Here is a 12,154-nt window from a genome sequence, read left to right as displayed (position 1 = left end):
TCTACGATCGATGGTGTGAGCACTGGCGATCCCGGAGTCCTGGTCCTGGCCGCGACCCCGATCGGCCGGGTGGCCGACGCGCCGCCCCGGCTCGCCGAGGAGCTCGCGGACGCCGACGTGGTCGCCGCCGAGGACACCCGCCGTCTCAAGCGGCTCACCACCGACCTCGGCGTCACGCTCTCGGGCCGGGTGGTCTCCTACTTCGAGGGCAACGAGCAGCAGCGCACGCCCGCGCTGGTCGCGGCGCTGCTCGCGGGCGAGCGGGTGCTGCTGGTCACCGACGCCGGGATGCCCAGCGTGTCCGACCCCGGCTACCGGCTGGTGGTCGCGGCGGTCGAGGCCGGCGTCCACGTGACCGCGGTGCCCGGCCCGAGCGCCGTCCTGACGGCGTTGGCGGTCAGCGGACTGCCGGTGGACCGGTTCTGCTTCGAGGGCTTCCTGCCGCGCAAGGCCGGCGAGCGGGCACGGCGGCTGGCCGAGCTGGGCGGCGAGCAGCGCACGATGGTGTTCTTCGAGGCCCCGCACCGGACGGCGGCGGCGCTGGCCGCGATGGCCGAGGCCTGGGGCGCCGACCGCGCCGGTGCGGTCTGCCGCGAGCTGACCAAGACCCACGAGGAGGTACGCCGGGGGCCGGTGGGCGAGCTCGCCGCCTGGGCCGCCGACGGGGTCCGGGGTGAGGTGACCATCGTCGTCGGGGGCGCCGCACCGGCGCCCGCGATCGGGCACGACGAGCCCACGCTGCTGGCCGCCGTCGCCGAGCGGGAGGATCGGGGCATGAAGCGCAAGGACGCGATCCTCGAGGTCGCCCGGCTGGCCGGCCTGCCCAAGCGGGACGTCTACAACCTGGTCCACGCGACCCCCGGCCCGCGATGACGGCGCGCCTCACGTCCTACGAGCACGACGGGCTCACCTTCGACGTCCTCGACGAGGGACCGGTCGACGGCGACGTCGTCGTCCTGCTCCACGGGTTCCCCGAGCGGGCGTCGTGCTGGCGGCTGGTCGCGCCGCTGCTGCACGCCGCGGGCTACCGCACGGTCGCGCCCGACCAGCGCGGCTACTCGCCGGGCGCCCGGCCGCCGCGGCGGCGCGACCACACGATCACCCACCTCGCGGGCGACGTCGCCGCGCTGGTCGAGCGGGCCGGCGGCCGCGCCCACGTCGTCGGGCACGACTGGGGCGCCATCGCGGCGTGGGCGGTCGCGACGACCCGGCCCGACCTGGTGCGCACCCTGACGTCGGTCTCGGTGCCGCACCCGCAGGCCTACCTCGGCTCGCTGGTGCGCTCCTCGCAGCTCCTGAGGTCCTGGTACCTGGCCGGCTTCCAGCTGCCGTGGGTGCCCGAGCGGCTCGCGGCCCGCCGCGGTGGGGTCTTCGACCGCGCGCTGCGGGGCAGCGGCCTGTCGGCCGAGGAGGTGGCGCGGTTCCGCGCCGAGATCGTCGAGCACGGCGCGCTGCCGGGCGCACTGGCCTGGTACCGCGCGATGCCGTTCGCCGACCGCGGCCTGCTCCGCTCGCCGGTCACCGTGCCGACCACGATGGTGTGGAGCGACGGCGACCACTTCGTCAGCCGGGCCAGCATCGACCGGACGCCGCAGCACGTCGACGCGCCGTACGAGCTGGTGGTGCTCGCCGGGGTCGACCACTGGATCCCCGTGCACGCGCCCGAGGCGCTGGCCGAGGCCGTGCTCGAACGGGCGGCGTCGGCATGACGGCGCAGGGCCCCACCCGCTCGCGCGCCGCGACCGAGGAGACCAGCGGCGCCCGTCGCGACCGCGAGCGGCCGCCGTCCCCGGAGCCGCTGCCGCACCCCGTCGTCGACAACCACTGCCACCTCGACATCGCCGACGGCGACTGGGTCGACACCGCGGGCGCGATCGCGGCGGCCGCCGCGGTGGGCGTGACCCGCATCGTGCAGATCGGCTGCGACCTGCCCGGCGCGCGCTGGGCGGTCGAGGCGGCGGCGACGTACGGCGCGTTGGTGGCCGGCGTCGCGCTGCACCCCAACGAGGCGCCGCGACTGGCCGCCGCGGGCCGGCTCGACGAGGCGCTCGCCGAGATCGAGGCGCTCGCCGGCGCGCACACGAAGGTGCGCGCGGTGGGCGAGACCGGCCTCGACCACTTCCGGACCGGCGAGGACGGGCGGGCGGCGCAGGTCGCGTCGTTCCGGCGCCACGTCGACCTGGCGAAGCGGCTCGACAAGACGCTGGTCATCCACGACCGCGACGCCCACGACGAGGTGCTCCGCGTCCTCGACGAGGAGGGCGTCCCCGACCGCTGGGTGATGCACTGCTTCTCCGGCGACGAGGCGTTCGCCCGGGCCTGCCTCGACCGGGGCGCCCACCTGTCCTTCGCGGGCACGGTGACCTTCAAGAACGCCCAGCCGCTCCGTGACGCCCTCGCCCTCACCCCGCTCGACCGGCTCCTGGTCGAGACCGACGCGCCGTTCCTGACCCCGACGCCGTACCGGGGCCGTCCGAACGCCTCCTACCTGGTGCCGCTGACGGTCCGCGCCATGGCCGACGTCCGCGGCGACGACCTCGAGACCCTGTGCCGCGCGATCGACGCCAACACCTCCACCGCCTTCGGTGGCCCCTGGTGACCCGTCACCCATCGGCGACGGGTCGCTCGCCAGTCTGCGCTGACCCGTCACCTATCGGCGACGGGTCAGCGTCGGGTGAGGCTGGTGTGACGGGTGGGGCGCGCTGGCCGTGATCCCGGCCACCCGGCGAGGCGCGGGACGGTCCGCCGGCTTGATTCTCGACCACATCACTGCTCTTCTGGAACGCGTTGGCCGGGATCGGGAAGACCCGTCCGGCGCGGTCGGACCCCGAGCACGACGACGAACACCGGGTCCGACACCCGCTGCGAGAGGGGTCCCGGACGGGGCCGCTCGAGCGTGCCGGGGCGCCGACGTCCCGAGGCCCGGGGATCACGACGTTCGGAGCACGATGCCCGCCCACGAGCATCCAGACCAGACCCCCCTCGACCGCACAGCCAGCACCACAGCCAGCACCACCGACGGCACCGCCGGCTCGACGCCCCCCTCCCCGGGGCTCGCCGGCCGACTCCTCCGGAGCCGGGCCGTCGTGGTCTCGCTCGCCGCGGTGGTCCTGCTCGCCGTGGCCGGCACCACCCTCGGGTACGCCGCGCTCAGCAAGTCGGTCACCGTCTCGGTCGACGGCGAGCAGCGCGAGGTCACCGCCATGGGCGGCACCGTCGAGGAGGTCCTGGAGTCCGAGGGCATCGAGGTCGGGGAGCACGACCTGGTGGCGCCCGCCCTCGGCACCGAGGTCGAGGACGGCAGCCTCATCAACGTCCGCTACGGCCGCGAGGTCGAGCTCACCGTCGACGGCGACACGACCAGCCACTGGGTGACCTCCACCGACGTCGCCTCGGCGCTCGGCGAGATCGGCGCGCCCTTCCAGGACGCGCGCCTCTCCACCAGCCGCGGCCTGACCATCGACCGCGGCGGCGTGGCCGTCGAGGTCGTCACCGCCAAGGACGTCACCTTCCGGCTGGCCGGGAAGAAGCCGGTCACCAGGACCGTCACCGCCCTCACCGTCGCGGAGGCGCTGCGCGGCGTCGGGGTCACCCTCGACAAGCACGACGAGACCAGGCCCGCGCGCGCCGCCGAGATCGAGGACGGCGACCGGGTCGTCTTCACCGACGTCCGGGTGGCCCGCAAGGCGGTCGAGGGCGAGGAGATCGACTTCTCGACCGTCGAGCGCGAGGACGACACCCTGCCCGAGGGAGAGACCGAGACCGTCACCGAGGGCCGCGCCGGCGCTCGCGACGTCGTCTACTGGATCGTCGTCCGCAACGGCGAGGTCGTGCAGCGGCGCGAGCTGAGCTCGCGGGTGACCCGTCGTCCCGTCGACGCCGTCGTCACGGTCGGCACCCTGGAGGAGGAGGCCGCACCCGACTACTCCGGCGGCGGCACCGTGTGGGACGCCCTCGCCCAGTGCGAGTCCGGCGGCAACTGGGCCATCAACACCGGCAACGGCTACTACGGCGGCCTCCAGTTCAGCCTCCCGACCTGGCAGGCCTACGGCGGCTCCGGCCTGCCGAGCAGCAACTCCCGCGAGGCCCAGATCGCCGTCGCCGAGCGGCTGCGTGCCGCCACCGGCGGCTACGGGTCCTGGCCCGGCTGCGCGGCCAAGCTGGGGCTGCCCCGCTGACCGGGAGAGCCGCCGATAGCCTGCTCGACATGACGTCCGCCGCCCCACGCCTCCTCGGGGCGGCGGACGTACGTCGGCTCGCGGACCGTCTCGACCTGCGCCCGACCAAGCAGCGCGGGCAGAACTTCGTCATCGACGGCAACACCGTGCGACGCATCGTGCGCGAGTCCGGCGTCACCGGCGACGACGTCGTGCTGGAGGTCGGTCCCGGCCTCGGCTCGCTGACCCTGGCGCTGCTCGAGGTGGCGCAGCGCGTCGTCGCGATCGAGGTCGACGACAAGCTGGCCTCGCTGCTGGTGGAGACCATCGGCGAGCGCGCACCCGACCAGGCCGGCCGGCCCGGGGCGTTCGAGCTGGTGCACGCCGACGCGCTCCGCGTCACCGACGTCCCCGGCCCGCCGCCGACCGCGCTCGTCGCGAACCTGCCCTACAACATCTCGGTGCCGGTCCTGCTGCACCTGCTCGCGCTGCTGCCGAGCCTGGAGCGCGGACTGGTGATGGTGCAGGCCGAGGTCGCCGACCGCCTCGCGGCCCGTCCGGGTTCCAAGACCTACGGCGTCCCGTCGGTCAAGGCGGCCTGGTACGCCGACGTGCGCCGCGCCGGCGCGATCGGCCGCAGCGTGTTCTGGCCGGCCCCGAACGTCGACTCCGGCCTGGTGGCGTGGACCCACCGACCGCCCCCGGCCACGACGGCGTCGCGCACCGAGGTCTTCGCGGTCGTGGACGCCGCGTTCGCCCACCGCCGCAAGGCGCTGCGCGGCGCGCTCCGGTCCATCGCCGAGCCGGAGGCGATCGACCGCGCCCTCACCGGCGCCGGCGTGGACCCGCTCGCGCGCGGTGAGTCGTTGGACGTCGGGCAGTTCGCCGCCATCGCCGAGGGCCTGCGGTGATCGGCATCGGCACGACCCCGGTGACCGTGCGTGCCGCCGCCAAGGTCAACCTGCACCTGGGTGTCGGCGCCCCGCGCGAGGACGGCTTCCACCCGCTGACCACCGTCTACCAGGCCGTCGGGCTGTGCGACGACGTGACGGCGTACCCCGCCGACGACCTGACCCTGACGCTCACGACGACCGACTGGATCGACGCCGGCGCCGTCCCCGTCGACAGCGACAACCTGGTGCACCGCGCCGCCGTCCTGCTCGGGCGGCACCACGGCCGCGAGCTCACCGGCCGGATCGAGGTCGAGAAGGCGATCCCGGTCGCCGGGGGGCTGGCCGGTGGGTCGGCCGACGGCGCCGCCGCGCTCGTCGCGCTCGACCGGCTGCACGACCTGCGCACCCCCGACGACGCGCTGCTGGCGATCGCCGCCGAGCTGGGCAGCGACGTGCCGTTCGCGCTGGTCGGCGGAACCGCGCTCGGCACCGGTCGCGGCGAGATCGTCGAGCCGGTCGCCGACGTCGGCACCTGGTGGTGGGTGATCGTGCCGAGCCGCCAGGGCCTGTCGACCCCCGAGGTCTACCGGCACTTCGACCGACTGCGTCCCGACGCCTCGGAGAACCCGCCCGAGGCCGACGTCCTGCTCGGTGCGCTCCGCACGGGCCAGCCGGTCAGCCTGGCCCGCGCGCTCCACAACGACCTGCAGGACCCGGCGGTCGACCTGCGCCCCGAGCTCGGCGCGCTGATCGAGCGCGGCGAGTCCGAGGGGGCGCTGCGGGGCATCGTCTCCGGGTCCGGCCCGACCGTCGTCTTCCTCTGCGAGTCCGCCGACCACGCCCGCGACCTGGCCGGAGCGCTGATGCGCACCGGCCAGGAGGTCGTGCTCGTCGCGAACGGTGCCGTCGCCGGCGCGCACCTCGTCCCCAGCCATGTGTAGTCGTCAGGTCTAGGTGTCATCCGTGGTCAACCTCCTCAACCTCGAGGGCGTCTCGAAGTCGTACGGCGTCCGCCCGCTGCTCAGCGACGTGTCGCTCGGGATCGCCGCCGGCGACCGGATCGGCATCGTCGGCCGCAACGGCGACGGCAAGACCACCCTGCTCGAGGTGATGACCGGCCTCGAGGAGGCCGACACCGGCCGGGTCTCGCGCAGCCGCGGGCTGCTGGTCGGCTACCTCCACCAGGGCGACGAGCTCGACGACACCCACACCGTGCGCGAGGCGGTGCTCGGTGGCCGTTCCGACCACGAGTGGGCCGCCGACGCCACCCTGCGCGGCGTCGTCACCGAGCTGCTGGTCGGCGTCGAGCTCGACCGGGCGGTCCTGGGGCTGTCCGGCGGCGAGCGCCGGCGGTGCGCGCTGGCCGCGCTGCTCATCGGCGACCACGAGCTGATCGTCCTCGACGAGCCGACCAACCACCTCGACGTCGAGGCGGTCGCCTGGCTCGCCGGGCACCTGCGCCGTCGTTCCTCCGCGCTGGTGGTCGTCACCCACGACCGGTGGTTCCTCGACGAGGTCTGCCAGTACACGTGGGAGGTCCACGACGGCGCCGTCGACGTCTACGAGGGCGGGTACGCCGCGTTCGTGCTCGCCAAGGCCGAGCGCTCCCGCCAGGCCGACGCCAGCGAGACCCGCCGGCAGAACCTGGCGCGCAAGGAGCTGGCCTGGCTGCGCCGCGGCGCACCGGCGCGGACGGCGAAGCCGAAGTTCCGCATCGACGCCGCCAACCAGCTGATCGAGGACGTCCCGCCGCCGCGCGACCGGCTCGAGCTGCAGAAGTTCGCGACGCAGCGGCTCGGCAAGGACGTCATCGACGTCGAGGACGTCGACCTCGTCCGCGGCGAGCGCCGGCTGCTCTCGGGCGCGACCTGGCGGCTCGGTCCCGGCGACCGGGTCGGCATCGTCGGCGTCAACGGCGCCGGCAAGACCTCGGTGCTGTCGCTGCTGGCGGGCGCGCTCGCGCCGAGCGCGGGCCGGGCGAAGCTCGGCAAGACGGTCGCGCTGCAGCACCTCACCCAGGCGCTCGACGACGTCGACCCGATGGGCCGCGTGCTGCCGACGGTCGAGGCGATCCGCCGGGTCACCGTCACCAAGGACGGCGAGATCACCGCGACCTCGATGCTGGAGCGCTTCGGCTTCACCGGCGACAAGCTGACCGCCCGCCTGGGCGACCTGTCCGGTGGCGAGCGGCGCCGGTTCCAGCTGCTCAAGCTGCTGCTGACCGAGCCCAACGTGCTGCTGCTCGACGAGCCCACCAACGACCTCGACATCGAGACCCTCACCGTCCTCGAGGACTTCCTCGACGGCTGGCCCGGCACCCTGGTCGTCGTCTCGCACGACCGCTACTTCCTCGAGCGGGTCACCGACTCGGTGTGGGCGCTGCTCGGCGACGGCCAGATCTCGATGCTGCCGCGCGGCGTGGACGAGTACCTGGAGCGCCGCAGCCTCGCGACGAGGGAGCGGGACACCGCGCGGCGCGAGGGTCGAGCGAGCGAGGCGGCCGCGGAACGAGGTCGCACGAGCGCGTCGGGCGCAGGCGGGGGAGGCGACCCGGCCGAGCCCGGACAGGCCAGGGCGCGCACCGGCTCGGCCGACGAGCGCGCCGCCCGCAAGGCCGTCGCCCGGCTCGACAAGCAGCTCGCGCGCCTGGCCGCCCGCGAGGCCGAGCTGAACGCCGCCATCGTGGCGGCCGGCACCGACTACAGCGCCATCGCCGGCCTCTCCGCCCAGCTCCAGCAGGTCCTGGCCGAGAAGGACGACGTCGAGGTCGAGTGGCTGGAGGCGGCCGAGCTCCTCGGCTGACCGGGACTACCCCGCCGGGGGGCTGCCGAACGGGGCGAGCAGCGTGCGCAGCAGGGTGGCCAGGCGTGCCTGGTCGCGCTGGGGGAGGTCGGCGAGCAGGGCGCGCTCGGCCTGCAGGAGCGCCTCGAAGGCGCCGTCGACGGCGGCCTTGCCCTCCGGGGTGAGCCGCACGATGACGCCGCGGCGGTCCTCCGGGTCGGGGTAGCGCTCGACGAGGCCGCGCGCGGCGAGCCGGTCGACGCGGTTGGTCATCGTGCCGCTGGTCACCAGGGTCTCGCGCAGCAGGCGGCCGGGGGAGAGCTCGTAGGGGTCGCCCGCGCGGCGCAGCGCCGCCAGGACGTCGAACTCCCACGACTCGATGTCGTGGGCGCTGAACGCCTCGCGGCGGGCGAGGTCGAGGTGCCGCGCGAGGCGGGAGATGCGGGAGAAGACGGCGACCGGCTCGAGGTCGAGGTCGGTGCGTTCCCGGGCCCACGCCTCGACCAGCTCGTCCACCTCGTCGCGCATGGCCCCAGTGTAGTCACGTGTCAAGAATCTTGACATCGAGACATCGGTCACGCAGAGTAGAAGTGTCTTGACGTCAAGAGAAGTGGAGGTGCGGCGATGGCCCACACCTGGGACCCCGAGCGCTACCTGACCTACGCCGACGAACGCGGCCGCCCGTTCGTCGAGCTGGTCGCCCGGATCGGCGCGGTCGACGGCGGCACGCCCGCCTCGCCGGCCCGGGTCGTCGACCTCGGCTGCGGACCCGGCAACCTCACCGCGCTGCTCGCCGAGCGCTGGCCGGACGCCGCCGTCACGGGCGTCGACAGCAGCCCGGAGATGGTCGCCGCGGCCGACGGCCTCGGCGGCCGGGTGACCCACGAGGTCGGTGACCTGCGGGACTGGGTCGCCGGCGCCGAGCCGGTCGACGTCCTGGTCTCCAACGCGACGCTCCAGTGGCTGCCCGACCACCTCGAGCTCCTGCCCGCCCTGGTCGGGGCGGTCGCGCCCGGGGGCTGGCTGGCCTTCCAGGTGCCCGGGAACTTCGAGGAGCCGAGCCACACGACCCGCCGCGACCTCGCCGCCGAGGCGCCGTACGCCGACCACCTGGCCGCGGCGGGCGGCGTGGCCGTGCCGTCCAGCCACGACCCGGTCGTCTACCTCGACGCCCTCGCCGCGCTCGGCTGCGACGTCGACGCGTGGGAGACGACGTACCTGCACGTGCTGGAGGCGACGCCCGAGGACCCCGACCCGGTCTTCACGTGGGTCAGCGCCACGGGCGCGCGACCGACCCTCCAGGCGCTCCCGGACGACGTCCGCCCGGTCTTCGAGGCCGAGTTCCGCCGCCGGCTGGCCGCGGCGTACCCGGTGCGCGCCGACGGCACCGTGGTGCTGCCGTTTCGCCGGGTCTTCGTCGTGGCGCACGTGCCGGCCGGGGCGCGCGGATGAGGCTGCACCACGTGCAGGTCGCCTGCCCGCCCGGCGGCGAGGACGCCGTCCGCCGCTTCTACGGTGCCGCCCTCGGCCTCACGGAGGTGGAGAAGCCCGAGCCGCTGCGGGCGCGCGGCGGCGCGTGGTTCCGCGCGCACGACGACAGGGGAGCGGTCGCGGCCGAGATCCACGTCGGCGTCGAGGAGCCGTTCGCGCCGGCCCGCAAGGCGCACCCGGCGCTCCTCGTCGCGACCCTCGCCGACCTGGAGGCCGTTGCCGTCCGCGTCGAGGCCGACGGCGGCGAGGTCGACCGGAGCCAGCGCGACACGTTCCCGGGTCACGTCCGGTTCCACACCTTCGACCCGCACGGCAACCGCGTCGAGCTGCTGGCGCCCGCGTAACCCCGGGGGGTGTCGGGCCGTTGAGGTGGGCATGACGGACTACCAGGGTCACCAGGGCGACGTCGACCGGGCCGCGGTCCTCAACCGGGTCAAGCGGGCCCAGGGCCAGCTCGGCGGCGTGCTCCGCATGATCGAGGAGGGGCGCGACCTCGAGGCCGTGCTCGGCCAGATCAAGGCGGTCTCCCGCGCGCTCGACCGCGCCGGTCTCGCCATGGTCGCCGCCGAGTGGCGGGCCGGGGCGGACGTCGGCGACGTGACCCCCGAACGGATCGACCGGCTCGAACGGCTGATCCTCTCCGTCACTTAAGTTACCCTCCGGTAGGGTCGGCGGCATGAGCCAGGTCCTCGCCCTGTGGCGCACCGCCACCGGCCTCCCCGTCGTGGGCAGCAGCATCGGCAGGCGCGTCTTCTCCGTCGCGTTCAGCCAGAAGGCGCCGTACTTCGCCTCGATCCGCCCGCGCTTCACCGAGATCGGCCCGCACCGCGCCGAGCTGCGGATCGCGAGACGTCGCCGCGTCACCAACCACCTCGGCACCGTCCACGCGATCGCGCTCTGCAACGGTCTCGAGGCGGCCATGGGCGCCCTCGCCGAGGCGACCGTCGCGGACGGCGAGCGCTGGATCCCGCGGGGCATGGAGGTCCGCTACACCGCCAAGGCCGCCGGCGACGTCACCTGTGTGGCCGAGACCACCGCGGCCGACTGGGCCGGCGAGGGTCCCCGCGAGGTCGCCGTGACGTGCAGCGGTGCCCTCGACGACGGGACGACCGTCATCGAGGGCACCATCCGGCTGTGGGTGACGCCGCGGCGCTAGGTCCCGTGGGCCGGGCCGGGTGCTCGGCTCAGGTGGCCGGGACCACGTCGTCGACCGTGGTGAGGGCGTCGGACCCGGTGTAGGACCGGCTCATCCGCCGCTCGACCCAGGTCGCCAGCTTCGACAGGGCGTAGTTGATGAGGATGAACATGATGCCGACGATGAACAGCGACTGGATGGGGTTGTCGAGGTTCTGGGAGATCTGGTTGCCGCGGCTGAGGAGCTCGATGTAGAAGCTGCCGACCAGCGCGGCGAGCGAGGTGTCCTTCAGGATCACCACGAGCTGGCTGATGAGCGCCGGGAGCATGACCCGGAACGCCTGCGGGAGCAGCACCGTGCGCATGACCTGGCTCTCGGTCATCCCGATCGCGCGCGCCGCCTCGCCCTGCCCGCTGGGGAGCGAGGCCACCCCGGCTCGCAGGATCTCGGCGATGATCACCGAGTTGTAGAGGGTCAGGCCGATCACGAGGTACCACAGGCCGACGCCGCCGGGCAGGGGACCCAGGTCGACGTCCAGCTCCTCGAAGGCCCGCCACACGAAGACGATCGTGATGACGACCGGCAGTCCGCGGAAGAGCTCGATGAAGCCGACGAGGGGGATCCGGGCGGCTCGGCCCAGCCTCATCCGGGCCACGCCCAGCAGGACCCCGAAGAACAGGGAGAGCCCGATCGACAAGACAGCGGCGACGAGCGTCGCCACGGCACCCTCGCGCACCAGGTTCCAGACGAGCGGGAACTCCTCGAACGACGGGTCCAGCCAAGGCCCCCACAGCTCCCACTCGAACTGGCCGCGGTCGGCCAGACGCTGGACGACCACGTAGACGGCACCCGCCATGACGAGCAGCGCCAGGACGGAGCCGATCCGCGCCCGTCGTCGGGCCCGGGGGCCGGGGGCGTCGTAGAGGACCGAGCTGTTCATCGCGCGATCGCCACCTTTCGCTCGATGAGCCCGAGGAGGGCTCCGGCGCTCAGGGTGATGACGAGGTAGCCGATGGCGACCCCCGTCAGCACCGGGACGTAGGCGAGCCCCTGCGAGCTGGTCAGCCGCCCGCTCAGGCTGTACAGGTCGCCACCGATCCCGAAGGCGCCGACCACGGCGGAGTTCTTGAACATCGCGATGAGCACGCTCCCGACGGGCGGCACGGAGCTGCGGAAGGCCTGGGGCAGGACGATGGTGCTCAACGACTGCGTGAAGGTGAGGCCGATGGCGCGCGCCGCCTCGGCCTGTCCGACCGCGACGGAGTTGATGCCGGCGCGGAGTGCCTCGCAGACGAACGCCGAGGTGTAGATCACCAGGCCGGCGACGCCGAAGACGTAGTAGGAGAAGTTGATGCCGAGCTCAGGCAGGCCGAAGGCCATGAAGAAGAGCACGATGGTCAGGGGACAGTTGCGCACGACCGTCACCCAGCCGGTGCCGAACGCCTGCAGCGCGGGGCTCGGCGAGACCCGGCAGGCCGCGATGACGGTCCCGAGGGTCAACGACCCGACCATGCCCCACAGGCAGATGCCCAGGGAACGAAGGAAACCCGACCAGTACAGGTCCAGGTTGTCGGTTACGGCCTCCACCGGCCACCTCTCAGCAGTGAGGCGGTCGCGGGGGGGGGGGGGGGGGCCCCCCCCCCCCCCGGGGGGGGGGGCGGCAGGGGGGGGTGGGCGGGGAGGCGGCGGGGTGGGGG

Annotated in this window: 14 protein-coding genes; 11 read left to right on the top strand and 3 right to left on the bottom strand. The window is 74.3% G+C overall.

Going from position 1 to position 12,154, the window contains the following annotated elements:
- Positions 1-15: 15 nt before the first annotated feature.
- The 7 genes from rsmI to E4623_RS21690 all read left to right on the top strand — a co-directional run bounded on the left by rsmI (position 16) and on the right by E4623_RS21690 (position 7,852).
- The gene (rsmI, locus tag E4623_RS21720; protein WP_134768675.1) at positions 16-873 is read left to right on the top strand and encodes a 16S rRNA (cytidine(1402)-2'-O)-methyltransferase; all 858 of its coding nucleotides are present in this window, start codon (positions 16-18) and stop codon (positions 871-873) included.
- Positions 870-1,709, top strand: coding sequence for an alpha/beta fold hydrolase (locus tag E4623_RS21715; RefSeq protein WP_134768674.1), 840 nt, complete (start codon positions 870-872; stop codon positions 1,707-1,709). Before rsmI ends, E4623_RS21715 begins: the two co-directional genes overlap by 4 nt.
- Entirely contained in the window at positions 1,706-2,599 is an 894-nt protein-coding gene (locus tag E4623_RS21710) for a TatD family hydrolase (protein ID WP_134768673.1), read from the top strand. Before E4623_RS21715 ends, E4623_RS21710 begins: the two co-directional genes overlap by 4 nt.
- Positions 2,600-2,948: 349 nt before the next feature.
- Positions 2,949-4,178 carry a resuscitation-promoting factor gene (locus E4623_RS23415; RefSeq protein WP_134768672.1) on the top strand — a complete coding sequence of 410 codons (1,230 nt, stop codon included), beginning with the start codon at positions 2,949-2,951 and terminating at the stop codon, positions 4,176-4,178.
- Between the two features lie 29 nt (positions 4,179-4,207).
- Entirely contained in the window at positions 4,208-5,068 is an 861-nt protein-coding gene (gene rsmA / locus E4623_RS21700; RefSeq protein WP_134768671.1) for a 16S rRNA (adenine(1518)-N(6)/adenine(1519)-N(6))-dimethyltransferase RsmA, read from the top strand.
- On the top strand, positions 5,065-5,991 hold the full coding sequence (locus E4623_RS21695; RefSeq protein ID WP_245155212.1) for a 4-(cytidine 5'-diphospho)-2-C-methyl-D-erythritol kinase: 927 nt from the start codon (positions 5,065-5,067) through the stop codon (positions 5,989-5,991). Before rsmA ends, E4623_RS21695 begins: the two co-directional genes overlap by 4 nt.
- A gap of 22 nt (positions 5,992-6,013) precedes the next feature.
- Positions 6,014-7,852: an ABC-F family ATP-binding cassette domain-containing protein gene (locus E4623_RS21690; RefSeq protein WP_134768670.1), complete on the top strand. Its 1,839-nt coding sequence runs from the start codon at positions 6,014-6,016 to the stop codon at positions 7,850-7,852.
- A 6-nt stretch (positions 7,853-7,858) separates the two neighbouring features.
- Here E4623_RS21690 and E4623_RS21685 read toward each other — a convergent pair whose 3' ends face one another.
- A complete protein-coding gene (locus E4623_RS21685; RefSeq protein WP_134768669.1) occupies positions 7,859-8,359 on the bottom strand; it encodes a MarR family transcriptional regulator in 501 nt (166 codons plus the stop codon).
- A 96-nt stretch (positions 8,360-8,455) separates the two neighbouring features.
- Between E4623_RS21685 and E4623_RS21680 the strand changes: the two genes are divergently transcribed.
- The 4 genes from E4623_RS21680 to E4623_RS21665 are packed head-to-tail and all read left to right on the top strand — an operon-like array spanning position 8,456 to position 10,478.
- Complete coding sequence (locus E4623_RS21680) at positions 8,456-9,283, top strand: methyltransferase domain-containing protein (protein ID WP_134768668.1); 828 nt, start codon at positions 8,456-8,458, stop codon at positions 9,281-9,283.
- Positions 9,280-9,666 carry a VOC family protein gene (locus E4623_RS21675; protein WP_134768667.1) on the top strand — a complete coding sequence of 129 codons (387 nt, stop codon included), beginning with the start codon at positions 9,280-9,282 and terminating at the stop codon, positions 9,664-9,666. Before E4623_RS21680 ends, E4623_RS21675 begins: the two co-directional genes overlap by 4 nt.
- Positions 9,667-9,697: 31 nt before the next feature.
- The gene (locus E4623_RS21670) at positions 9,698-9,973 is read left to right on the top strand and encodes a metal-sensitive transcriptional regulator (RefSeq protein ID WP_134768666.1); all 276 of its coding nucleotides are present in this window, start codon (positions 9,698-9,700) and stop codon (positions 9,971-9,973) included.
- Between the two features lie 25 nt (positions 9,974-9,998).
- Positions 9,999-10,478, top strand: a complete 480-nt coding sequence (locus E4623_RS21665) for a hotdog fold domain-containing protein (protein WP_134768665.1) — start codon at positions 9,999-10,001, stop codon at positions 10,476-10,478.
- Positions 10,479-10,506: 28 nt separating this feature from the next.
- Here E4623_RS21665 and E4623_RS21660 read toward each other — a convergent pair whose 3' ends face one another.
- Together E4623_RS21660 and E4623_RS21655 are read right to left on the bottom strand one after the other, a co-directional pair.
- Positions 10,507-11,397 (bottom strand): amino acid ABC transporter permease, encoded by an 891-nt coding sequence (locus tag E4623_RS21660; protein ID WP_134768664.1) that lies wholly within the window; start codon positions 11,395-11,397, stop codon positions 10,507-10,509.
- Positions 11,394-12,044, bottom strand: coding sequence for an amino acid ABC transporter permease (locus E4623_RS21655; RefSeq protein ID WP_134768663.1), 651 nt, complete (start codon positions 12,042-12,044; stop codon positions 11,394-11,396). The genes E4623_RS21660 and E4623_RS21655 overlap by 4 nt, the downstream gene beginning before the upstream one ends.
- Positions 12,045-12,154: the final 110 nt, after the last annotated feature.

The sequence above is a fragment of the Nocardioides sp. 1609 genome (assembly GCF_004522105.1).
In the GTDB taxonomy this organism is placed as follows: Bacteria; Actinomycetota; Actinomycetes; order Propionibacteriales; family Nocardioidaceae; genus Nocardioides.
This window is presented reverse-complemented; position numbering and strand designations above follow the sequence as displayed.